The 25,193-nt window shown below is 62.6% G+C and carries 14 protein-coding genes and 1 pseudogene; 10 read left to right on the forward strand and 5 right to left on the reverse strand.

What is annotated here, in order from left to right:
• The first annotated feature begins 2 nt into the window (after nt 1–2).
• From ISP15_RS16260 to ISP15_RS16275, 4 genes and pseudogenes are all read left to right on the forward strand, one after another.
• Nucleotides 3–563, forward strand: coding sequence for a hypothetical protein (locus ISP15_RS16260; RefSeq protein ID WP_404548779.1), 561 nt, complete (start codon nt 3–5; stop codon nt 561–563).
• Between the two features lie 200 nt (nt 564–763).
• Nucleotides 764–1,186 (forward strand): YbhB/YbcL family Raf kinase inhibitor-like protein, encoded by a 423-nt coding sequence (locus tag ISP15_RS16265; protein WP_404548781.1) that lies wholly within the window; start codon nt 764–766, stop codon nt 1,184–1,186.
• A 135-nt stretch (nt 1,187–1,321) separates the two neighbouring features.
• Nucleotides 1,322–1,729, forward strand: a pseudogene (locus ISP15_RS16270) (serine hydrolase); the annotation flags it as partial.
• 310 nt (nt 1,730–2,039) lie between these two features.
• Complete coding sequence (locus ISP15_RS16275) at nt 2,040–5,000, forward strand: YncE family protein (protein WP_404548783.1); 2,961 nt, start codon at nt 2,040–2,042, stop codon at nt 4,998–5,000.
• 74 nt (nt 5,001–5,074) lie between these two features.
• Here the strand turns inward: ISP15_RS16275 and ISP15_RS16280 are convergent, their stop codons facing one another.
• The 3 genes from ISP15_RS16280 to ISP15_RS16290 all read right to left on the reverse strand — a co-directional run bounded on the left by ISP15_RS16280 (nt 5,075) and on the right by ISP15_RS16290 (nt 15,429).
• Nucleotides 5,075–5,935 carry an alpha/beta fold hydrolase gene (locus tag ISP15_RS16280; protein ID WP_404548785.1) on the reverse strand — a complete coding sequence of 287 codons (861 nt, stop codon included), beginning with the start codon at nt 5,933–5,935 and terminating at the stop codon, nt 5,075–5,077.
• Nucleotides 5,936–6,003: 68 nt separating this feature from the next.
• Entirely contained in the window at nt 6,004–14,964 is an 8,961-nt protein-coding gene (locus ISP15_RS16285; RefSeq protein WP_404548787.1) for a hydroxymethylglutaryl-CoA synthase, read from the reverse strand.
• 132 nt (nt 14,965–15,096) lie between these two features.
• Complete coding sequence (locus ISP15_RS16290) at nt 15,097–15,429, reverse strand: hypothetical protein (protein ID WP_404548789.1); 333 nt, start codon at nt 15,427–15,429, stop codon at nt 15,097–15,099.
• Between the two features lie 1,014 nt (nt 15,430–16,443).
• Here ISP15_RS16290 and ISP15_RS16295 point away from each other — a divergent pair.
• Complete coding sequence (locus ISP15_RS16295) at nt 16,444–16,905, forward strand: hypothetical protein (protein ID WP_404548791.1); 462 nt, start codon at nt 16,444–16,446, stop codon at nt 16,903–16,905.
• A 2-nt stretch (nt 16,906–16,907) separates the two neighbouring features.
• Here the strand turns inward: ISP15_RS16295 and ISP15_RS16300 are convergent, their stop codons facing one another.
• Nucleotides 16,908–18,560, reverse strand: a complete 1,653-nt coding sequence (locus tag ISP15_RS16300) for a hypothetical protein (RefSeq protein WP_404548793.1) — start codon at nt 18,558–18,560, stop codon at nt 16,908–16,910.
• Between the two features lie 358 nt (nt 18,561–18,918).
• Complete coding sequence (gene hutU, locus ISP15_RS16305; protein WP_404548795.1) at nt 18,919–20,589, reverse strand: urocanate hydratase; 1,671 nt, start codon at nt 20,587–20,589, stop codon at nt 18,919–18,921.
• Between the two features lie 273 nt (nt 20,590–20,862).
• Here hutU and ISP15_RS16310 point away from each other — a divergent pair, with 273 nt between their 5' ends.
• From ISP15_RS16310 to ISP15_RS16330, 5 genes are all read left to right on the forward strand, one after another.
• On the forward strand, nt 20,863–21,936 hold the full coding sequence (locus ISP15_RS16310; protein WP_404548797.1) for a catalase family peroxidase: 1,074 nt from the start codon (nt 20,863–20,865) through the stop codon (nt 21,934–21,936).
• Nucleotides 21,933–22,475, forward strand: a complete 543-nt coding sequence (locus ISP15_RS16315; RefSeq protein ID WP_404548799.1) for a cytochrome b — start codon at nt 21,933–21,935, stop codon at nt 22,473–22,475. Before ISP15_RS16310 ends, ISP15_RS16315 begins: the two co-directional genes overlap by 4 nt.
• 92 nt (nt 22,476–22,567) lie before the next feature.
• Nucleotides 22,568–24,055, forward strand: coding sequence for a DNA-3-methyladenine glycosylase 2 family protein (locus ISP15_RS16320; protein ID WP_404548801.1), 1,488 nt, complete (start codon nt 22,568–22,570; stop codon nt 24,053–24,055).
• Complete coding sequence (locus ISP15_RS16325) at nt 24,052–24,573, forward strand: methylated-DNA--[protein]-cysteine S-methyltransferase (protein ID WP_404548803.1); 522 nt, start codon at nt 24,052–24,054, stop codon at nt 24,571–24,573. Before ISP15_RS16320 ends, ISP15_RS16325 begins: the two co-directional genes overlap by 4 nt.
• Nucleotides 24,574–24,635: 62 nt before the next feature.
• Nucleotides 24,636–25,187: a YaeQ family protein gene (locus ISP15_RS16330; protein WP_404548805.1), complete on the forward strand. Its 552-nt coding sequence runs from the start codon at nt 24,636–24,638 to the stop codon at nt 25,185–25,187.
• The last annotated feature ends 6 nt before the right edge of the window (nt 25,188–25,193 follow it).

Below are 25,193 nucleotides of genomic sequence, written 5' to 3' on the forward strand. Positions count from 1 at the left end.
TCATGGCCTTTTCACGCTTGATCGTCGCTGCACTGCTTGGCGGGATGGCACTTCCATCCGGTTACGCCGCGGACACGCCTGCCTTCACGGTGCTGAAGCAGGACGGCAGCGGCAAGGCGCTGGTTTTCCAGAGCAGCCGTGCACTGAAGAAAGGCGACGTGATCAGGATCGATGCCTTCAACGCGCAGCCGGTCACGGTGCTGCAGCTTGCGATGTGCGACAGCGATTGTCCGCGCATGCGATTAGTCATGACACTGCCGCTCACTGCCTATTACGCGGGGATTGCGAACAGCAACCAGCGTTTCGTGCTGCCCGAGGACGGCTATGTGTCCTTCTGGGTACAACGGCTCGGCGGTCTCCCCAGCATACCGCTCAACACGCGCCATGGCATGTGGACGCTGGAATACGTAGACCCTTTCCTGCGCTTCGCACGGCAGGCTCCTCCCTATGAATCATGGCAACCCGCTCCGGCCAATGCGCTGAAGCTGGACGACCATGCGCTGCGTGCACGCTTCTACCATCGCACGTTCGTCACGGTCAGGCTTGCCCGCACGGACAATTGATGCGCTCATGCGAAGCATGGCGACACGACTATTTGGCGCTAAGCTTCGCCCAAGGTCAGCAAAGGCAAGAGAAAGTGATGACGCACAGCATAGGTTCAACTCTCGGCATGCTCATGCTGGCATGCGCCGGCGCAGCAGCAGCCGCCCCACCGCAAGCTTCCTTTCGCATAAGCAGTACCAGCTTTGCCGACCACGCAACCATGCCGCCAGCATTGACCTGCGATGGTCGTGACCTTTCTCCGCAAGTCCAATTGCCTGCGCCGCCTAGCGGCACCAAGAGCTTCGCCGTCGTGATGGAAGATCCCGACGCGCCCACCGTATTCACGCATTGGCTCGCCTACGACCTGCCCGCCACGACACGCCTGCTTCCCGAGGGCGCATCGACCTCGGCCAGGCGGCTCGACCAAGCCGTCGAAGGCACCAACAGCTTTGGCCATATCGGATATGGCGGCCCTTGTCCGCCGCAAGGAAACGCACACCACTATGTATTGCACGTCTACGCGCTGGATGTGGCCCTGCGGCTACCACCTGGACAGACCAGGGAGCAATGGGATGCCGCCGCGAAAGGACATGTACTGGCAGAAGCGCAGATCACCGGACTGTATGCGCGGGGCGGCCATTGATCGGCTTTACATCGTTCTTCTAGCAGCGCAATAGGCCGGCGGCCTTCTGCATTCGCCGACGCGGCCCGCGTCCGTGGCATCCACCTGATGCTCTATCAATTGGCGACAAAAACCTCATGAAAACTTTCGCCTGCATCCACGCAATACCTGCTGGATTTGATGTACGCGCAACTCACCCCCGCCCGCCTGCGGACCGGATTGCCTGCAAGTGTGCGCCTGGCCGACAAGTGCGGCACCTCCCCCACCATCCATGGGCTCACCGCCGCGTATAACGATATCGGCATCCTGAACTGGCCTGACGGACACGTCGTTATCGTTGCCGCCTTTCTCACGGCCTCGCCCGCCACCGAGAAACAACGCCAGGCTCTCTATACTGAATTGGCTCGCGATGTTTCCGACGCCTTGCACCATGGGAAGTCGCTTGACATCCTAAAGCGGCATGTACATTGCCACTACGGCGCCTCCTCTATTCGCCGCACCCACAGCGATCCAGCACATGAGGTGCTCGACGCCAGCTCAAGACTTATAATTATAGATTATTAAATAACCTTATTTTAAGCGCACCCGTCACCGTTATTATTCAGCACTAAAAAATAAAACAAGCAGCAATAAAAATAAAAATTAGCGATAATCTTCACATCATCTAAAAATAGTTGGACGCATCCTTGCCAAAGGGAAACAAACGGCAACGAACAAGCAATCCTTCCAGGCACGCTGTTCTTGTGCCGGATAACCTCGGGGACTGACACCCACGGCCGCATGCCCATGGGCCGGCTCAAAAAAACGCGGTAGCACTCATTCGGCTATTCCACGTAGGCGGGCAGCCATGCCTGCGACAAAAGGAGGAACGGTTATGGTGCGCCAGATAAAGACATGGGGCTTGTACTCACTGTTGATCGCGATAACGGCCACGGCGTTGGCGTTGAGCCTGGTCGCGCATCGGAATGCTTCGGCTCAATCCAACCCCTCCCAGGTGAAGCCATCGTTTATCGAGTTCGAATCCGGCCAGGTCCGCCCGCTGGCCCTATCCCCGGACGGCACCCGGCTGTTCGCGGTCAATACTCCTAACGATACGCTGGAGATCTACACGGTCACGCCCACCGGCCCGGTGTTCTACGCGCGCGTACCGGTGGGCATGGAACCGGTCGCAGTGGCCGCGCCGGACAGCCTTCACGTATGGGTGGTCAACCATCTCTCGCGCAGCGTCAGTATCGTCTCGCTCACCGGCGTGCCGCATGTGGTGCAGAGTCTGCTGGTGGGCGATGAGCCGCGCGACATCGTATTCGCCGGCTCCCCGCTGAAGGCCTTCATCACAACCGCCCATCGTGGCCAGCAACGCACCGATGCCTCGCTTGCCAACGTGGCGGGCGCGGGCGACCCCCAGCTCACCGTACCGGGGATTCCGCGCGCGGACGTGTGGGTATTCGATCCCGGCAACCTGGGTGACGAAGTCAAGGGTGGCGTGCCCCTGAAAATCCTGAGTTTTTTCACGGACACGCCGCGTGCATTGGCGGTGAGCCCGGATGGCAATACCGTTTACGTCGCCGGATTCAACACTGGCAATCAAACCACCGTGGTCAATGAGGATCGCATCTGTCCGTTCTTCATCACGGGGCCGAATGCGCAATCGGACCACACCTGCGATCTCGACACCGATCCGCTTTATGCGGTCCAGCAATTGCTCGGCGTCGGTTCCAGTCCCATCTATACCGGCGCAGGCGGTCATCTGGGTCCCGGTGCGGATACCGCCGGCGAGACGGCGCCATTCACCTCCATGATCGTCAAGTACAACAATGCCGACCAGCACTGGGAGGATATGCTGGGCCGCCGCTGGGACAGCTCGGTGCCGTTCAATCTGCCCGACACCGACGTCTTTGCGTTCGATGCCAATACGCTTGCGCAAACCGCCTCCTACGCCCACGTCGGCACCACCTTGTTCAATATGGTGACGAACCCGGTAAGCGGCCACCTCTATGTTTCCAACAGCGATTCCCAAAATCTGACGCGCTTCGAAGGCTCCGGTTTCGCCGGCAACGGCAACTATCCGGCCACCAGTACGGTGGAAGGACACATCGCCGAAATGCGTGTCACGGTGATCAACGGATCGAGCGTCACCCCGATTCACCTGAACAAGCACATCAACTACAACACGCTTTACACCAGCCCGGGTTTCGACACCACGCAGTACAGCCACAGCCTGTCCATGCCGCTGGACATGAAAGTGAGTAGCGATGGCAATACGCTTTACGTGGCGGCCTTCGGCTCCAGCAAGGTGGGCGTGTTCAATACCACCGCGCTGGAAAACAATAGCTTCGATCCGACCCAGATCAGCGCCAACTATATTTCGGTCACCGGCGGCGGCCCCAGCGGGCTGGCGCTGGATGAAAACAACGGCTTTCTCTATGTCCTGACCCGTTTCGACGATGCGATCAAAGTCATCAGCCTGAGCAACAACCAGCAATTGCAAAGCCTGTCCATGCCCAACCCGGAGCCGGCCTCCATCGTGCAGGGCCGGCCGTTCCTGTACACGCCCCCGCCCGGCGGCAATGGCGAGTCATCCTGCGCCAGTTGCCATATCTTCGGCGACAAGGATGAACTGGCCTGGGAGCTGGGCGATCCGACCACCACCATGACCAGCGATCCCATCACCGCGCTTGGCGTGCAAAACAGCACGCAGGCCGCGTTCGGCATGGCGTTGTTCGGCGTGCACGGCAGCGTCAACGGCACTGGCAACTACAACGGCTTTCATCCCATGAAAGGACCGATGACCACGCAAACCCTGCGTGGCCTGGTGAATGAAGGAGCCATGCATTGGCGTGGCGACCGTTCCAATGGCGTGTTCGGCATCGATCCCACCAACACCACGCTTTCGTTCAACAATTTCATCGATGCCTTCAGCAGCCTGCTGGGCGCACCGCCCATTTCCACCGCCCAGATGCTGCAGTTCACGGATTTCCAATTGCAGGTGGTGATGCCGCCCAATCCCATCCGCAATCTCGACAATTCGCTGACTTCCGCGCAGCAGGCTGGCCTGGCTTTCTTCAACGGCACGCGCAAATCCGATGGCATCAACCTTGGCAGTCTCGGACAAGGATTGGGCGTAGTCTCGTTCACCTGCAACCAGTGCCATGCCGACAATCCGGCCCAGGGCCAATTCGGCACCTCGACGGATATCGCCTTCGATGCCCTCACGCAGTCGTTCAAGGTGCCGCAATTGCGCAACCTCTATACCAAGGTCGGCATGTTCGGCCTGCCACCGATCAAGTTCTTCAGCAGCGCGAGCAGCTTGAACATGGGTAACCAGATTCGCGGCTTCGGTTTCCTCAACGATGGTTCGACCGACACGATCTTCCATTTCCTCAACGGCACCGCCTTTACCAACAATCCCCTGCTCAACACAGGCATTCCGGACGATACCACCCGGCGCAATATCGAGCAGTTCATGCTGGCCTTCGATACCGACCTCGCTCCGATCGTCGGCCAACAAATCACCTTGACCGGCACCAATGCCGCCGATGCGGGCCCGCGCATCACGCTGATGGAACAGCTCGCGGGCACGCCGTTCAACTCCGAGGTATTGGGCGGCCAGACCACCGAGTGCGATCTGGTGGCAAATGTGGTGCAAAACGGCACGGTGGATGGCTTCCTGTACAACCCGGCCTCCGGCAACTTCACCGACGCCAGCGGCCAGGCGCTAACCGACGCCTCGCTGCGCGCCCTGGCCAATACAGACGGACAGGAAGTGAGCTTTACCTGCGTGCCGCCCGGATCGGGCGCACGCATTGCCTACATGTCGTTGACCGCCGCCAAGTGAACTTGGTCACCCGGCACAGCCGCCGCGGCGCTTTTCGCCGCAGCGGCTGGCCATGCATGGAATGCCATCGCGTTTCAGACCTGGAGCGCGGCAACCGTCGAGGCCAGGAACGGCATGACGGCATCGATGAATCCCTGCGGATTATCCAGCACCACGCCATGCGCTGCGGCCGGCACTTGGGCATGGCAGCCCCTGGGCAACGCCCTGGTCATTTCCAGGGTCGCTGCTGGCGACAGCAGTCCCGATAGTTCGCCTCGAACGACCAGCGTCGGGCATGGCGTCTGTTTCAGCCGTTCCAGCAACGTCGGGGCATCGGGCGCGGCCCTTTGCGTCTGGAAAAAAGACAGCAAGGCCGGATCGCGCTTGAGCTCGAAGCCGCTGCCGTCCGTCCGGCGACGCAAGGATTCCGATGCAATGCGGCGCAATACGCTTTCGCGCACCAATGGGCGTTCCTCCCATTTCAAGGTGCCGACATAATCTTCCAGCGAGGCGTAGGTACGTTGCGATGCCGCGAAGAAGCCGGTGACCACATCGACCAGCCGCTGCGTCGGCCGATCTATCGTCGGGCCGTAATCCACCAGTACCAGCCCGCGCACGGCGTGCTGCATGCATCGCGCTAACCGGAGCGCAACACCGCCACCCATGGAATGTCCGATGACGATGGGATGATCCAGCCGCAGGTGCTCGCACAACGCCATGACGTCGATGACATAACTATCGAATCCGTATTCGCCATGGCGCAGCCAGTCCGAATCGCCGTGGCCGCGCAGATCGGGTGCGATCACCCGCAGCTGCCTGCCCAGGTATTCGGCGAACTCCCGCCACACGAACAGCCCGTCGCCAAGGCCATGGAGCAACAAGCAAGCGTGCTCGCCCTCGCCAAATTCGGCACAGCGGATACGCGCCCGGTCAATCGGGACATCGAACGACCGCATGGCGTCACCCCCTCGCCATGCGCCGGAACGCACCGCGCCGGCCATTGCCCGGGCACGCCGGCCTCACCTCACTGGAGAACGGCGGATGCTTCATGTTGGACCTTCCCTGGTTGCTCGGACGCTTCATGCAAGACGTCGCCATGCCGCGCATAGACACGATGCCCCTGATCATCCACATGCTGCAGGTAATAGACGCCTGCAAGCCGGTCATGATGATCGGCGGGCACATAGCCGAAGCGGCCGTAGGCATCCGAATACTCCTTCGACAGTTGCTCGAAGGCCAGCGGATCGTGCCGGCGCCGCTGCTTGAGCCGCACCCCGATATCGCGGTCGATCTGCGGCGTCCTGGCCACCCGCAACCGATAGAAGCTGGCACTGGCGCCCGAGCCGTAGGAATACAGGCCGATCACCTTGCCGACGATTTCCTCATATTGCTCCAGCAGCAGCGAATACAGGCACACGTACAGCGATGCGGTGTAGACCGAGCCAAGCTGCCGGGTCAGCACGGTGCCAGGCTGCACCATCGCATCAAAAAGATTCTGCTTGTCGATCCGCGACGCGGCAGGTCGCTCGTTATGAACCAGCCGGTCGAAGGCACGCTTGATCAAATAGGTGCTCGTGCAGTGGAACACGAAATAGTCGTGCTCGCCGATCAGCGCCTGGCCCGTGCGCTCGGCCAGCTTTTTCTGGCAACCGTCCAGGCACGACAAATAGACATCGATACTGTGCCGACCATCCATCAGCGGGAACGGCTTGGGCCAGCCGACCGGCTTGTAGAAATCCCAGCGATGCAGCATGTGGCTCGCGCGCTCGGGCAGCATCACCAGCGACGCATCCGGCCCGACCAGCATCGCGACGGCTGCCGCGCCGGTCAGGAACCGTTGTTCTTCATCGAACTCGGCAATATCCACGCATACCACCAGGCCCAATCGCCCATCCCACGCCTCGCTCTGGCACCAGGCCACGGTGTTGAACAAAGCCGAGGTGCCGCCGTAGCAGGCGTTGTACGTATCCACGCCCTCGACGTCGTAACAGCCTCGTTGCTCGAACAACTGCATCAAGTACGTCTTGATGCTCTTGCTGCGGTCGACCGGGCTTTCGGTGCCCACTTCCAACCGGCCGATGGACGACCAATCGATGCCATAGCGGTCCATCAGGCGCTGCACGGCCGTCATTGCCATGGAAACCGTGTCCTCCTCGCCGCCGCAGAAGGTGATGGCTTCCTGGCCAAGCCCAATCGTGTACTTCCCTTCGCAGTGCTGGTAATCCTCCATGTCGGCCTGCATGACCATATGGTTCGGGAAATAAAGCTCCATCGCGATGATCCCGACCGCTTGCGCACGCTGCCCGGCAGCTTGGGTTTGCGCAGGTTGCATCACGGCGGTTGGCGTCTGCGCCGGCGAAGGCGCTGCCAACGCTGGCCGCCGCACTTCGTTCTTCCAGTCGCCGGTAAAGGCCGATCCATGGATATTGCAGCGAGCCATGCCCAGGCTTTCCCGCGCCAGGCGCGCATGATCGACGCCGGGCCGCATCAATGCCGTGGTGGCACGCACCCCCGCCGACGGATAAGCGCCGATGCGCCGCGCCATCGCCATGGCCGCCGCCTGCGCCGCCTCAAGCGTGGGATGCACTTCGTTGACCAAACCGATCGCCAGCGCTTCTTCGGCGGTCATCGTATAGTCGTTCAGATATAGCTCGAACGCCCATTTTTTTCCGACCAGCCGTTCAAGCGACTCGGAAAGAAGCAGGCCAGGACAAACACCGCGGGAAATGTTGCCGTAGTTGAACACCGCATCGGCCGTGCAGATCCGGTAGTCCGCGTTCAACATGGCCGCAAAGCCGCCGCCGATCACTTTGCCGTGGACCACGCAGATAACCGGGACTTCCAGCTCCCGGATACTGGTGAACGCGCGATAGATATCGTAAGTCACGCGCGAGGCCACCAGCACCGGCAACGCTTTCAATTGCGCGATGAAGCGATACGGGTTCGCGCCAACGCAAAAGTGCGGACCGCATCCTTGAAGCACGACGGCGCGCAGCCCTGCAAGCTGCCTTGCCGCATCGATCGCACGGCTCAAGTCTTCCGCAATCGGCCAATCGATGGCGTTGCTATGTTCGGCATCGTCGAGCTCGATCGTAACCACGCCACTGTCCGGATCGTGCAGCAGGCTCACCAGCTTGCGCGCATCGCGTACCCGGTTCGCGGCTTTGAGGCCCAGCCCGCCCATCATCACCAGCGCCGAATCAAGGTCTGACGCCGGCAACTGACTTTGGCAGGTTTCGAGCAGGCCCGGTTCGATCGTCGCGAAACGCGCAAGCAATCGCCCAAGTTCCTGCTCCACGGCCTCCTTGGTACCAACAAAATCGACCAGCCCAAGCGTGGCAGCGGTCTTCGCGTCGAAACTGTCGCCGGTCAGCATCAGCTTGCGGCAAGCGGCGCGGTCGAGACGCTGCTGCGCCGCGACGCTCACCAGGCCCGGCAGGCCGCCGCGCCGGATCTCCGGGAAGCCGAAGCTCGCGTCCTCGTTGGCGAGTACGACGGAAGCCATGCTCGGAAACAGCATGCCGCCGCCGCGGCATTGACCCTCGACCACGCAGATCACCGGCATTTTCGCCGCCGACAATTGCCGCGTAAGCGCAGCGAAGTGCTCCAATGCCGTGCTCATGGCGGCATCATCGAAATGCACCTGGTCCAAATCCATGCCCAGGCAAAAGTGTTCGGCCGACGCACCGCGCACCACGATCACCTGATTCGTTTCGGCCAGGTCCTGGCGCAGCCGCGCCAGGCTTTGGATGCTGAAGCAACGTTCAAGCTGGATGGTACGTTCGCCGGCATTCGAAGATGCGTGGCGCCGCGAAACACACGGGAGCATTGCAACGTTTGTAACCGCCGGATCGACCCCCGGCGCCTCCGGACGGGCGGCAGCCGATGACACCGTGGCGATCGGCGCGGCCGCGACCATGGGCGTGGATACCGCAGCGTCGTCTTTCGCGCCGATCACCTGGATCACGGCCTCGGCCGTTGCGCCGGTCAGCAACATGCTCTGCGACATGTCGACGTTCCAGCGTTGCTTGACCCAATTGCGCAGCTCGATGGCCGCAAGGGAGTCCAGGCCAAGCGAAGCAAGCGACGCATCGTGCGGTATTTCGTGCTGTTTGAAACCCAGCAATTCGGCGATCTTTTTCTTTACCGCCGGACCGGCGCTGGAATCGCTTGCTTGCCGACCCACATGATCGCCGGACTGTTCCAGTTCGGCACCCATGGCAAACGGTTGGTCCTGTTCTGGCACTTCGCCACCGGCTGTCAACGCAACGTGCCCGGCACCTTGCTCTGTCGGGGTCGCTTCGTGTCGTACCATCGATAGCATGACCTTGCCGATATGATCGCCCGAAGCCATGGAGCGGAACGCATCAATCACCTGCTCGGCCGGAAAGATCGTCATCGGCAACGGCGCTGCCTGCCCTTGCGCCAGGCGCTCGGCGCATTCGCACATCAATGCGCGAACGCGCTCCGGGTGCGTTTTCGCCAGTCCATCAAGGTGCACGCTGTGGAAGGCAATATTGTTTTCCAGCGCCCGCAGACCGATAGCGGCGTCTTGCAGAATGTCGCGCTTTCCAATTTCCACATGCCTTCCCGCTGGCGCAAGGCAGCGCAGGCTTTCCCGCAAGCCGGCACCATGCAGGCTGTTCAGCACCACATCGACACCGCGCTCGTCGGTCAGGCGGGCAATGGCAGCCTTGAATGCTTCCGGGCGATGCGAGTCGATGGTCTGTTCCAATCCCCATCGTTCGCGCAAGTAACGGCGCTTCGCATCGCTACCCGCGGAGGCGATCACATCGGCCCCCAGCGAACGGGCGACCTGTACGGCCGCGATACCTACCCCGCCGGCCGCGGAATGGATAAGCACCGTTTCGCCGGCCGCGACCCGGGCGACGTGGTGAAGGGCGTACCACGCCGTGGCGTAGGCGCTGAGGAAACCGGCGCCTTCCGCGTCGCTCACGTTAGCGGGCAGCGGCAGCGTGTCGCTGGCCTGCAACACGACCGTGGTCCGCATCATGCTGCGCTGCTCACTCCCTGCCTCCGCGGATGCCTGCGCCCCCGGGGTACACGCGATGACCCTGGTACCCACCTGCAACCGCGGATAGAGGCGCGGAACATCCGAGCCTAGCTCGATGATCGATCCGCTCGCCTCGATCCCGAGCACCGGCGCGTAGCCCGGCAACATGCCCAAGGAAAGCATGGCGTCCTTGAAATTCAAGGCGGCGTAGTGAACACGCATGCGAATCTGGTCGGACGCAAGCTTGGTGCCCGCAGGACTGCTGCGCCAGCGCAAGCTCGAAATCTGTCCGGGTTGTGCGATCTCCAGCTGGATCTCGCGCGCCATCTCCGCCACGTCCAGGTCATCGCGCGGTGTCGCGCCAGCGGCGCGCGGCGCACGTTCCGCTGCCGACCGGTCGCTTGATGGCATGTTCATTGCGGTAATCGCGTCCGTGACGGTCCTGGCCGTCGCCCCGAGCAGCAGGGTCGATTGCGGAATATCCACGCCATAGGTTTGCAATGCCCAATTGCGCAATTCGATCGCCGCCAGCGAGTCGAGGCCCAACTCGCTGAGCCGAACGTCCAGTTCAATCTCGTCGGGCTGCACGCCCAGCAGCGCGGCGAGCTTGGCCTGCACGACCGGAGCAACCGGCTTGTCATCCCTGGCAACAGTTTCACCTTGTCCGGAAACCGGCATGACTTGCTCCTGGCCAGGCCACTCCCGTTCGCTGCTCGCCGTGTTGTCAGTTTCCGGCACCCAGTAGCGGGTGGCGAGGAACGGATAGGTCGGCAGGGCCAGACGTTGCGGCTTGGGATCGCCGTACAGGGATGCCCAGTCCACCGACATGCCCCGCACCCATGATCTGGCAAGCTGGTGAAGCTCGCCGTGGTTAGCTCCTCCACCCATGGCTTGCCGCAGCAGCTCGTCAGCCGTAAAGAGCGCCGGCGAAGCCTGGTTGCCGTCAGCTTCGCCCCCATAGACATCCTCGCCCGGGGCTTCCTTGGCGCGCACCTGTGCGAGCTTGTGCTGCAACGCCTCTACCGTAGGCACGATCAACGCCAGGCGCGCGCTCATCGCTTCCCGTCCCACCTGCAAGGTGTAGGCGAGGTCCGCAAGGTTGACGTTGCGTCCGTCATGGGCGGCCTGTTCGAGGTAACGCTGAAGTTGTGCGACCCGCAGCAGTAACCGATCGTTATTGCGCGCCGACAGCACGATCGCTACCGCGCCGTTGACCGGCGTGGGCTGCCGAGAGGATGGCTGGTAAGCCTCAACGACCACGTGCGCGTTGGTACCGCTGAAACCGAAGGAACTGACGCCGGCCCGCCGGCTTCCCGCCGGCCACGCTTGCGCATGGTCCACCACGCGCGCCGGCAGGCGGTCCCAGGGAATGTGGGCATTGGGCGTAGTGAAATGCAACTGCGCCGGCAGCATGTCGTGCTGCATGCACAGCACGAGCTTGATCAGGCCGGCAAGGCCGGCGGCAGCTTCCAGATGACCCAGGTGGCTTTTTGCCGAACCGATCAACAACGGCCGGTCATGCGGACGTTCGCGTCCCAGCACCTGCAAGGCGGCCAGCACTTCGATCGGATCGCCCAGCGAGGTGCCGGTGCCATGCGCTTCCAGATAAGCAATCGATGCCGGGGATACGTGGGCCTTTGCCAGCGCTTCTTCGATCAACGCCTGTTGCGCGCGCTGGCTCGGAGCGGTCAGGCTGACACTGCCGCCATCCTGGTTGATCGCACTGCCGCGGATCACGGCCAGGATGCGGTCACCGTCGGCCTGCGCATCCGCCAGCCGCTTGAGTACCACCACTGCGCAGCCCTCGCTGCGCACATAGCCGTCAGCGGTGTCATCAAAGGTTTTGCAGCGGCCGTTCGGCGAGAGCATGCCCGCGCGCTCGAACGCTTCGAACCGTTTGTCGTCCAGGAGCAGATTCACGCCAGCGGCCAAGGCCAGCGCGCATTCGCCGCGTTGCAAGCTGCTGCAAGCTTCGTGCACCGCCACCAAGGACGAACTGCAAGCCGTGTCGAGGCTGAGGGCCGGACCCTGCCAGTCGTAAAAATAGGACAGGCGCCCTGCCGCCACGGCGCACGCACTGCCTGTGGCGAAATGAGCTTCGACCGGCGCATTCCCGCGCTGCGCCAGCAAATCGGCATATTCGCAGCCCATCTGGCCGACGAAGACGCCGCAGCGTGCACCGCGCAAGCGCGATGGCGCCATCGCAGCGGACTCGAGTGCCTCCCAGCTCGCCTCCAGCAGCAGGCGTTGCTGCGGATCGAGCCATTCGGCTTCGTGCGGAGAAATGCGGAAGAAGCCGGCATCGAAACGGTCGACCGCATGCAGGAAGCCAGCTTCCCAGCGGAACGGCTTGGCGCCGGATCGACGTAACGCCGCGCGCTCGGGCGGCAGCGAACCGATCAGGTCGCGTCCTTCGATCAATGCTTGCCAGAACTGCTCCGGATCAGCGATGCCGCCTGGCAAACGGCAAGCCATGCCGACAATGGCGATCGCGTCATCCGCATCCGCGGCTTGCGCGGCAACCGGTGCCGCGACCGGCACCACCGAAGTGACGTCCATTGCCGGCGCGGCGGCTGCGCCAGCGTGAAGCTGCTCGCCCAGATAGGCGATCACCGCCTCGGGAGTGCCGTAACTGAAGAAGAAGGTCGCATCCAGACGCCGGCCGGTCGCATCCCCCAGCAATCGGCGCAACTCCAGCAATTCCAGCGAACCCAAGCCCATTTCCATCAGCGGGATGCGCGGGCCATAGGCGCTCGTTCGCTCCGGCCCCAGCACTTGCGAGACGATGTGGCGCACCGTCCGTTCCACCTCGCCAATGGTGCGCAGCTGCGCCGACGGCGCATCGCCGGCAACCGCGAATGCCGCGCGATGCTCCTGACTTTCGCGCAGCGGATATTCGATCACGATGCCCGCACCGTCGTTGTCGACGTCGGCCGGCCGGAACTGCGGCAGTACATCGCCAATCGCCGCGCCGTGCGAGGCATGGAAATGCAGCATCGGATCGGTCCATTGGCCGAGCTCCCGTTGCGTGCGGATGTATTGCTCGATACTCGCCTCACCGCGATATTGGAAGTAATTCGCGCAGCGGGTCACTCCAACCACCCTGTCGATGTCATCGAGCGCCGCCGCATAGAGCAACATCAGCTGCAGCAGTGCATCGCTGTAGCCGCGCCCATGCATCGAAGGCGTGACATACAGGCCCAGTAACTGAAGTGCGCGTCCATCAGCTCGATGCAGCTTGGCCAGCTCGCGATGCCGGCTCGAATGCAGGACATCGATGCAGGCAATCCGCTGCGCATACAGCGCCGCCACGATATGCCCATCGACCTCCAGCACCATCTGCATTTGCGGCAGTTCCTTCACGCGGCGCGCCAGTTCGTCGGCCGGGGTGTGCAGGGCCTCGGGCTGCGAGCGCTGGTCGAGCTCGACCAGTTGCGGCAGATCGCCGGGCAGCGGATGACGCACGGTATACGGCTGAGGCAGCAGGCGGTGCAGCGAAATGCGCGAAAAGCTCGCCGTTTTTGGAAGCAGGCGCGATACGCCCGGCTCGGGAAACAGGCCGGCCTCCGCCGCCGCCATCAGGAACACGGAGGCTTCGACCAGCTGCTGCCCCGAAAAGGCGTGGAATGCGTCGTAATAGGCGCTTTCGGTTTGATCGGGTCCGCGCCGCACCGTGGCCGGATGCAGGTTGTGCACTTCCAGCACGACCAGTCCGTAAGGCGACATCTGCTCGCGCCAGCGGCGTAAATGCTCAACCAAACTTTGCACCGCCTGCGCAGGCTCGATCGCGCCGCCGTCGCGTGCCACGTACACGCCCGCGTAATTGAAATCCTGGCGTGCCTGCGCGGAACGCAGATCCGTCACGGCCTTGAACGGACGGTCGTGATCCAGGAACGAGCGCACGTGCAATATTTTATCCAGCTCCGTGATGCCCTGGGCGGCCAGGTCGAGCAGCAACTGGCGCGGCTCGGCGATATCGGCATGCACCAGGCAATGCGGCAGCTCGGCCAGCGTGCGGTGGGTGGCCTGCAGCGACAGGTCGTTATAATCCGCACCGATCAGCGTTAGTGGATAGGCGTCCAGCGCCTGGCCGCGCGCGGTGCGCGTGCGTACCACTTCGTAGATACGCCGCAGCAGCGTGCCATCGCCACACCCCATGTCCGCCACGTAGCGCGGCTGCGCATCGAGCGGCGTGTCGTTGAACAGGCGCACGATCAATGCATCCAACTCCGCGAAATGGCTTTGGTGCTGCACGCCGCTGGCAATGACATTGAGCGTGCGATCGACATGAGCCTCATGGCCTCCAGCATCGGTCGCGAAGACGGCCCTGGCATCGCCGAACAGCAAAGCATCCATCTGCCTGAACATGGGCGCATAGGAAATTACCGTGCCCAAGGCGCCGGCGCTGGACAACAGGCTTAGGCCAGCCTGCGTCAAACGAAAGGCCGTATCGCCTTGCGCGCCCCAGCCGCGATGCACGAACAAACGACGCACTGCCTCCCATACGCGCCCATCCCAGCCGGACGGCGCGGGATGTTCCAAGGCATGGAGGCCAGGCTCGTATAAACCGAGCAACAGCGGAGCCAGCAATGCGCCATCCCACATGGACGCCAGCGCGGGATCGGCGCGGCCCCAGTCATCCAGGCACTGCGACAATCCGCTCAGCCATGTTGCTGTTTCGCTCCCATCGCGCGGCACCGACAGCGCCACCGCTATCGGTGGCGGCGCCGCCAGCTCGGTCCGTGCGTTCGCGGCGTATACATCCCGCTCGACGGCATCGATCCAACCCAATTCATCGAGCAAGCGCAGTGCAGCGCGAAGGTTGCCCTCGTTGGCGCCATAAGCGCTCACCATCGCCGCAACCGGCATGGGTTGCCGGACGAGCGCCGCCAACAAGGCGCGCCGTGATAAGGCGTCGATTACCGTCGCGGCCACCCAGCCATTGGCCAGCCCATTGATGATATCAAGCATGGAACACGCTCCTTGCAAGGCATCGTGCTATGGCAGATGTGTTCTGTTCGCGGCGCGCACACCGATATGGCTAACCTTTACGCCAGCGACCGGCCACGCTGCATCCTGCGTTGCCCTGGCAACGCAGTACGCTCATGCCCAGCGATCGCATACATGGCCGCCCTGGATAATGGTTTCACCCAGGGCATGGAAATACTCGCGCCAGAAGGCCACCGCCTGTTCGGCTTCCGTTGCGCCGTCCACGCATTCGATCTCGAAGATATCGACGGCACTGTGGTGCGCTTTCTTCCACCATTCGTGCACTACGCGGTCGGACGCATGCTGCAGGCGCTGCAGCAGGTCTTTTTCATGGCCATCGAGCTCATCGGCGACATAATCGACGAAGAGGCAATAATCCTGGGCGTCGCACACACCAAAAACGTGATAGCCCGGATTTGCGTCAACGCGCGGGATTCCGTGGTTCATGTGGATCATCCTCGTGCCATGCCAAGGGATTGCTTGTAACCTCATAGCTGCCTTGCGGCAGCTTGCATCACCCACTACGGCCGTAGCGACCTCATGCGCGGTCCGGCATTCCAACGATCGCTCTCGCCCCATCGATTGATTGAATGCCCCCAGCCAGGCGCCGGATGCGAACCTGGTCGCTCGACGATCGGATAGCGGGAAATACGGCAAACCGCAGGCGCCACCCGCGATCCTGCTCCATATCCTGTCCTGGATTGCGAATTGCCCCGGGAAGATACGCGCATCCTTGCCGCCGCTTTCGCACCATGACACGCGCCGACATGACGCAGCGAGCATCTTTCACTGTCCATCGGGACATATCGTGCTCGACGACGGGAGAACGCATGACACTCCATTTTTGCGCCAGGCGATAAACGAAAATACGCATGCGAACGTATTCGCGGCGTCAATTAATGATTCAATTGGACGTCTAGACGTCCATGGGATCACATATTTTTTTATTTTTCCATGGATAACAAAACCAGTCACTGTTTTTCATAACGAAACCCGGCACTGTTTTTTTTCAGCGCCGTATTCCACAAAAAAAACATGAAACAAAGTCGACGATCGGCAAACAAAACAATTGATATTCGCGCAATGAAGAAGACGCGCCGACCACCATTCTTCGCGCAATCCATTTCGCACGGCATCCAAGCTCAATCGACCGTACCGACGGTGCCGCACGCGGGGCCCGCGGTTGCAACCAGGATTCCCCCTGGCGATTACCGCGAGACCATACTCATCCGATGCGTATCGGCTGCGCTGCACTCCCCGCGCGACCATGCTTGTTGAAGACCCGTTTTCGCCAATGGCGTGCCGGATGACGTGTAGAAGGCGTGAAAAATAGCAACCATGTGAGCCGACGCTAAATCACCCGGCAAAGAACCAAACATTCCGCGTTCCTGCGCATACATTTCTCCTGCTAAATTCCGCTCATCCGGTAGATGGTCTACCGGCTTTCAAAAGGGGAAGCCCATGTCACGCACTCATGGAGTTCGCAAAGCACTACTCGCCGGTTGTGTCGCCCTCGGCTTGACGTCCATGGCCTTTGCGCAGACTTCGACGCCAGCCACGGGGCTGGGACAGTCGTGGCCGAATGCGATCGATGTGAGTACCAGTCCCAACTGGCATGTGTATGTGTTTGTGCTCAACGGGATCAAGTATGTCCAGGTCAACGATCTGAATGGCACTGTGCATGCCGCGGTAGCGACCGCTGCCGGAACGATTGTCGTGTTGCCGGTGGGCACCGATGCGCAGAACGTCCAGACCTCGCAGTCGATGACCTCGTCCAATGCGCAGCCGGTCTACAACGACGGCGCGACCGTTATTGCCGCCAATCCGCAGCCGGGCGGAGCGACACAGTTCCTTGTCTCGAACAAGTGCACCAATCCCTACAGCTGCTCAGCGGCTGCCAGCACACCCGCATCTGCAAATTGAAATCAGCTCACCCACAAACGCAGAGGTGCAGAAACTCTTTCTTTCTGCATCTCTGCCACATTGCTGTGGAGAAGCGCCGTAACGGTCATTCGGTCGACCGTTGAACGCACATGCAGCTCACCGCCGAACGCCTTGACGTGAGTGCGCATCTCGTCCGCGCCGACGAGGTGGGTTCCCAGCTTCGCTGCGAGTTCGCGCCGATGCCCCCTGAAGTAGACGGCGTTTGCGACTTGGTTATGCTCCAAATACCCTTCTACGCGGACGACCACCCAGCAACGGCCACGGGTTTTTCCGGCGCGCACGCGCAGCATGACGCGCGAACACATCCGCTGCGAACAGATAAAGACTATGGCTTCGCAAGCCACGCGATAGATCGAGGAATGGATGGCCGAGTCCAGCCACATGAAGCCTCGCCCGCTTATCTCGCACCGGTAGCCCATTCCCGCTTCATCCAAGGTGCGGGCGATGGTCTCGTTGAGCGCCGCGGGTAGTCCGCGATCGCGCCAGACCGAAGGATGCAGGCTTTCGGCCACGCGGTAGACCTGCTCCTGGGCCCTGACAGACTGCTTATAGAAGCCATGCGTCTCGACATTGGGGATGATCCGCCGCATGTGGTCAAGCACCCGGGCATGGGTGATGTGCAGCGAGCCGGCCACGAATTCGAGCTGCTCCGCTGCACGCCTCATCCGGCGCTCGCTAAGCATGAGATTCTCCCTGGCCAATTTCTGCGCCTCCTCGGCTATCTCATACTCGCGTTCGTCACGAAGATTCTGCGCAGTAACCTTCGCGCCCAAGGCATAAAGTCCACTTACCGCGACACACAGCACAGCCATTACTTCGACAACGCTGCGAGTAGGGAGGTCTGGCTGCAAAGCTCCGACGCAGATAATAACCAGGGTGCCCGCAATGGCCGCAGCACGCCAGCCATGCTTCACAGTCAGCCAGGCCGCGGGAATGAGCATCGACAGTTCAACCAGCTCTGCCTGCACCGTATCGATTTTCGATGCCACGATCATCATCAGCAAGATCACTGGTGCGGCAATACCTAGCGCGTCGATGGAAAGCGTGTTTGACCAGATGCGCTTGAGCCTTCTTTTCAGATGCCCTTTGCGGTAATCAAGACGGACAATGAGCGACCAAGGCACAAGCGTGATGAGCCCAGCATAGTTACCGGTCAAGTAGCCTGCCGCTATCATTGCGGTAGGGCGAAACGAGCTGTCCGCGATGTGCGGCACAGAGGATATCAATGCATAGCTGTAAGCACTGAGCACCACGGATACCAGCAAGATGCATATCAGCAGCGCCTTGATGTTGACCAGGTGCCTGGCCGGAAAGATATGCAGCCGGCTCCGGCACAGCCAAACGATGGGCATGCCCAGCAGCAATTCGGGAACCATGCGGATCGCGACCCAAGTAGGTCCGAAGCTATCCAGGCACTGCCATGCCTCGTAAGCACTGGGGATGGCCTCGCCAAGGAGCAGCGCTGCCCAATACCGATATGGAACCAGCAGAAGGCACACGACCTGCAAGCCGGCGTACAGATGCCAGTGCGCCGGAGCCGAGGTGACAGAGTGAATCGCCAGAAACGCCAGCGCATAACCGATACATGCAGCCAATTGTGTCAGCCACTCGTTTCTCCACAGCTGCTTCCCCATGCTCCATGCCCCTCGACGAGATGTGTGGTATCGCTATCTATTTCCCCTAGACCAACCTGTTATCGGCCCATCGCTGCAATCTTTGAATGGCAAATGTGAAAGGGATGTGTAACCGGCGAGTCCCGTTCCGCGCTGGAACGGCCCCGTCAAGCAAAGAGCCATTACCGCACCGCGGCATCTCCCAGCGATACCGCGCAGCGGCTGGACACCGTGCGCGGCCTGGCCAGTCGCGTTGCGGACTGGATCAAGCGTCATGCCGTGCATTACTGCGGCAAGAGCCAGGACGCCGCACCGGCATTCACGCGCGAGGAATCGAACGCCGGCACCGAAGCCGCCCATGGCCAGGCGCTGCCGGCAGTCAGGCCATCGGCAGGTTCAGCCCCTGCTCCTTCGCGCATTGCACTGCCAGCTCGTAACCGGCATCCGCATGCCGCATCACGCCAGTGGCAGGATCGTTCCACAGCACGCGCGCGATGCGCTTGTCGGCGGCTTCACTGCCGTCGCATACGATCACCACGCCACTGTGCTGGCTGTAACCCATGCCCACGCCGCCGCCATGGTGCAGGCTGACCCAGGTAGCGCCACCGGCAACATTAAGCATCGCATTGAGCAGCGGCCAGTCGGAGACGGCATCGCTGCCATCCTTCATGGCTTCGGTTTCGCGGTTGGGACTGGCGACGGAGCCGGAATCGAGGTGATCGCGGCCGATCACCACGGGCGCCTTCAATTCGCCCTTGCGCACCATCTCATTGAAAGCGAGGCCGAGCTTGTGGCGCTGGCCGAGGCCGACCCAGCAGATGCGTGCGGGCAAACCCTGGAAGCTGATGCGCTGCTCGGCCATGTCGAGCCAGTTATGCAGGTGCTGGTCGTCGGGAATCAGCTCCTTCACCTTGGCGTCGGTCTTGAGGATGTCTTCCGGGTCGCCGGAAAGCGCCACCCAGCGGAACGGGCCGACGCCGCGACAGAACAGCGGCCGCACGAAGGCCGGCACGAAACCGGGGAAATCGAAGGCATTGGCAAGCCCTTCGTCCTTGGCCATCTGGCGGATGTTGTTGCCGTAATCGAAAGTGGGAATGCCCTGCGCATGGAAAGCAAGCATGGCCTCCACATGTTGCTTCATCGATTTCTTGGCAGCATCGCGCGTGCCGTCGGGATCGCTCTTGCGGCGCTCGAACCATTGCTCCACCGTCCAGCCCAGCGGCAGGTAGCCGTTGATCGGGTCGTGCGCGCTGGTCTGGTCGGTGACCGCATCGGGCCTGACGCCGCGGCGCACGAGTTCCAGCAGCACGTCGGCAGCATTGCCAAGCAGCGCGATCGACTTGGCTTCGCCGGCCCGGGTGTATTTCTCGATGCGCGCGAGCGCATCGTCGAGGTCGCTCGCCTGCTCATCGACGTAGCGGGTCTGGAGACGGAAATCGATGCGGCTCTGCTGGCATTCGATGTTGAGGCTGCATGCGCCAGCGAGCGAAGCGGCCAGCGGCTGCGCGCCGCCCATGCCGCCCAGGCCGGCGGTAAGAATCCATTTGCCCTTGAGGCTGCCGTGATAATGCTGGCGGCCCATCTCCACGAAGGTTTCGTAGGTGCCTTGCACGATCCCCTGCGAGCCGATGTAGATCCACGAACCGGCGGTCATCTGGCCGTACATCATCAGGCCTTTGCGGTCCAGTTCGTTGAAGTGTTCCCAGTTCGCCCAGGCCGGCACCAGATTGGAATTGGCAATCAGCACGCGCGGTGCATCCGGATGGCTGGGAAACACGCCGACCGGCTTGCCGGATTGCACCAGCAGGGTTTCGTCGTCGTTGAGATCGCGCAGCGCGCGCAAGATCGCGTCGAAGCATTCCCAATTGCGCGCGGCGCGGCCAATCCCGCCGTACACCACCAGTTCCGCCGGATTTTCCGCCACGGCCGGATCCAGGTTGTTCTGGAGCATGCGGTAGGGCGCTTCGGTCAGCCAGCTCTTGCAGCTCAGCTCGGTGCCGCGCGGGGCGCGGATAGTACGGGTGGTGTCGATGCGGGTGGGGGCGTTCATGGATAGGCTCCGGTCAGACAGACCCGGAGTATAGGTCACCCCCAAGTGACCGGCAGCGTGCCGCCCGGCCATTGTTCCAAGGCTCGGACGCGGCGTGCCGGCTGCCGCACAGGCGTAACCGGATGCTGTCCGCAGGCGAAGGCTTATCGAATGCGCCGCCGGCCACTCAGGCCGGGCATGGCATAGCATGGCACGCGGCAAGACATGGCACTTCACCAGCGGATGATGCCGCTGGCGGACTTATCCAAAGCTTTTCCAGCCAGGAACCGATTTATGCACGCTCCGCCTCCTTTGCCCGCTCGCAGCGTCGTGCTGCGCCTGATCCTTATCGCGGCCGTGTTGTCGATCATCGTCTTGGCTTTTGGCTACGTCGGCGGCTGGCTGGCGCCACACCGGCTGACGGCGCAACGCATGGTGGACCAGTTGCAGGCCAATGCGGGCGTGTTCCCCGGCTACCGCCGCAATCATGCCAAGGGCGTTTGCGTGGTGGGTTATTTCGAAAGCAGCGGCAACGTGCAAGCGTATTCCGTGGCGCAGGTATTCGCGCCCGGCCGCACGCCGGTGGTGGGACGCTTTGCGGTGCCCGGCGGCAATCCGTATGCACCGGATGGCAGCGTGCCGATTCGCAGCATGGCCTTGCGATTTACCCAGGCGGACGGCCAGCAATGGCGCACCGGCATGAACAGCATGCCGGTCTTTCCCGTCGCCACGCCGCAAGCGTTCTACGAACAGCTGCAGGCGCAACAACCCGATCCGGCCACTGGCAAGGCTGATCCCGCGCACCTGAAAGCATTTTTCGCCGCGCACCCGGAAACAGCGGCGTTTCTCGCCTGGGTGAAGACGGCCAGGCCTTCGGCAAGCTATACGACGGAAAGCTATTGGAGCCTGGATGCATTCGTGCTGGTCGATGCCAACGGCCAGCGCCATGCGGTGCGTTGGCGCATGGCGCCGGAGGCCAGCGGCGCCACACCCGGAGGCAGCGACCCCAACTACCTGGATGCCGATCTCGCCGAGCGGCTTGCGCACAATCCGCAACGCTGGCATCTGTTCGTTACCTTGGCCCAACCCGGCGATCCCACCAACGACGCCACCAGGACATGGCCATCGGACCGGCGCGATATCAATGCCGGCACCCTGGTGCTTACCGGCACCGAGCCGCAGGCAAGCGGACCGTGTCGCGACATCAATTACGATCCCCTGGTGCTGCCGCATGGCATCGAAGCCTCCGACGATCCATTGCTGCCTGCGCGTTCGGCCGCCTACGCGACCTCCTACCTGCGTCGCACCAGCGAAGAAGCCCACTTGCCCGGCACCGCCGCGCACACCACGCCGGAGGCTGCGCGATGACACGCTCGTCCACGCAATTCGTACTCGCTGCCCGCGTGCTGCATTGGCTGATGGCCATCATGATCCTGTCGATGCTGTTTATCGGCGTGGGCATGGTGGCCTCGGTTTCCGAGCGGCATGCATGGCTGATCCGCATCCATAAGCCGTTGGGTATCGCCATACTGCTGCTGGCCGTGGTGCGGCTCATCGTGCGCCTGCGCCATCCGCCACCGCCCTTGCCTGCCGACCTGCCCCGCCTGCAAAAGTTGGCGGCGTATGCATCGCACTATCTGCTGTATGCCTTGATGCTGGCGATACCGCTGATTGGCTGGGCCATGCTCTCGGCGGGCGGCTATCCGGTGATGCTTGGCGACACATGGCGTTTGCCGTCCATTTTTCCGGCCAACGCCGCGGCGTTCGCGATCCTGCGGCATGCGCATGCGTGGCTGGCGATGCTGCTGTTCCTGACGTTCCTGGCACACCTGGGCGCGGCGCTGTATCACGGGCTTATCCGCCGCGACGGCGTGTTGTCGAGCATGCTCGGCCGGCGTCCGCGCTAGGCGCAACCTGCGGCATTGAAGTCCGAAAACGGCGAGTTTCAGGCTGGCGGCGGTGCTAGCCTTCGTCGATGCCGGAAACGTCGCCCACATCCATGCCGGACCCGCAAACCTGCGAACGCGCACGGCTCAGCCGCGATGCGCGGTTTGACGGCCTGTTCTTCATCGCCGTGGCGAGCACCGGCATCTATTGCCGGCCGGTGTGTCCGGCCCCACCGGCGAAACCGGCAAATGTGCGGTTTTTCAGCACCGCGGCGGCCGCGGTGGCAGCCGGCTTTCGTCCGTGCCTGCGCTGCCGGCCGGAGCTGGCTCCAGGCAATGCCGCCTGGCAACGCGGCGAGCACGTGGTCACACGTGCGTTGACATTAATCGAAGGCGGCCTGCTGCAGGATTGCTCCGTCGAGGAACTCGCGCAACGTGTAGGCGTAGGCACGCGGCAATTGCGCCGCCTGTTCGTGGAACGCCTGGGCGCACCGCCGATCGACGTGCACACCACGCGCCGGTTGCTGTTCGCCAAGCAACTGCTGACCGAGACCAGCATGCCGATCACGGCCGTGGCGCTGGCCTCGGGATTCGGCAGCCTGCGCCGCTTCAACGCTGCGTTCGTACATGCCAACCGCATCGCGCCGCGGGCATTGCGTCGCCATCCCCATACGGACAACGGCGACAGCTTGAACCTGCGCCTGAGCTATCGGCCGCCTTACGATTTTGCTTCGCTGCTGGCATTCCTGCGCGGCCGCGCCTTGCCGGGTATCGAAGCCGTCGATGACGAAAGCTACGCGCGCGCGTTTGGTCCCGCGGATGCTCCCGGCTGGCTGCGCCTGAGCGCATGGCCGGGCCAGGAGCACGCCTTGCGCCTGCAATTGCACTGCCCGCAACCGGGACGCATGCTGGCGGTGGTCACCCGCATCCGGCGCATGTTCGACCTGGATGCCGATCCGCAGGCGATCGGCGTCGTCCTGCAAGCCACGCCCTCCATGCGCCCGCTGCTGCGCAAGCGCCCAGGCCTGCGCCTGCCTGGCAGCTGGGACGGTTTCGAAGTGGCGGTGCGCGCCATCCTCGGCCAGCAAGTCAGCGTGGCGGCGGCGCGCACGCTCGCCTCTCGCATCGTGCAGCGTTACGGCGAACCCCTGCCCATGCCGGTCGCCCCCGGATTGGAGCGCCTGTTCCCTTCGCCCGCGATGTTGGCCGACGCGGATCTGCGCTCGCTCGGCGTGACCTCGGCCCGGGCCGAAAGCATCCGCGGCGTGGCTCGTGCGGTGCTGGACGGGCGCGTGGATTTTCGCGCCGAACAATCCCTGGACGAATTCGTGCGGCGCTGGATTGCACTCCCCGGCATCGGCGAATGGACGGCACACTACATGGCGATGCGTGCACTCAGCCACCCGGACGCCTTTCCCGCCGCCGACCTGATCCTGCGCCGTGCCGCCGCGGGTGGCGAAGAAGCGCTCGGCACCCGCGCGTTGACGACATTGGCCGAAGCCTGGCGTCCATGGCGGGCCTACGCGGTCATGCATCTGTGGCGAAGCATGAGCGAACCGGCCAGGGCCACGCGCGCCATCCGCACTGGAGTTACCGCATGACGCTCGATCACGACACCATCTGGTACGACGACATGTCCACGCCCATCGGCATGCTACGCCTGGTCGCCGATGCGCAAGGGTTGCGCGAAGTAGCGTTCGAGAACAGCCGGCATCAGAAGCCGACGGCCACGCATTGTATCTACCAGTGCAACAAACTGGATTTCGCGCGCAGGCAATTGGACGAGTATTTCGCCGGCGTCCGGCAGATTTTCGAGCTGCCGCTGCACCCGCTCGGCACGCCATTCCAGTTGGCGGTGTGGCGGGCGCTGGCAGAGATTCCCTACGGGACGACAGCCAGCTATGCCGAGGTGGCGCGACGCATCGGCCAACCACAAGCCGTGCGCGCGGTGGGCGCCGCCAATGGCTGCAATCCGATTCCGATCATCGTGCCCTGCCATCGCGTGATCGGCAGCGACGGCAGCCTCACCGGGTTCGGCGGCGGGTTGCCGACCAAGCGCTTTCTGCTGGCATGGGAAGATCGCGTACGGCATGGCGACCTTTTCGGATGCATGGCATAACCGGCACTTGCCGGCGGCGGATAACCGTTACACTGCGTGGTTATCCTCACCAGGCACAGCGCATGGCCCTCAACGCCACGATCTACAAGGCCGAACTGCAAATCAGCGACATGGACCGGCATTACTACGCCACCCATCCGCTGACGCTGGCGCGGCATCCTTCCGAGACGGAAGAACGGATGATGGTGCGCCTGCTGGCCTTCGCGCTGTATGCCGACGACCGCCTGGAATTCGGCAAGGGCCTGAGCGACGAGGACGAACCGGCGCTCTGGCGCAAGGCTTATACCGACGAGATCGAGCTGTGGATCGAGGTTGGCCAGCCTGACGAAGCACGCATTCGCAAGGCATGCGGCCGCGCCAGGCAGGTCGTGGTGATCAACTACGGCGGCCACGGCGCCCAGGCGTGGTGGGAGAAGCATGCCGGCGCACTCGGCCGCAACCGGAACCTTACCGTGCTGGACATCGGCACGGAGACCGTCGATGCGCTCGCCGCCATATCCGAGCGCGGCATGCGCCTGCAATGCCTGATCCAGGATGGGCAATTGCAGGTCATGAACGACAGCACCAGCATTGCCGTGGAACCGGGCAAGCGGATGGCCGCCACGCTGGCCTGAGCACGA

The organism is Dyella jejuensis, from assembly GCF_044904675.1.
In the GTDB taxonomy this organism is placed as follows: domain Bacteria; phylum Pseudomonadota; class Gammaproteobacteria; order Xanthomonadales; family Rhodanobacteraceae; genus Dyella_B; species Dyella_B jejuensis.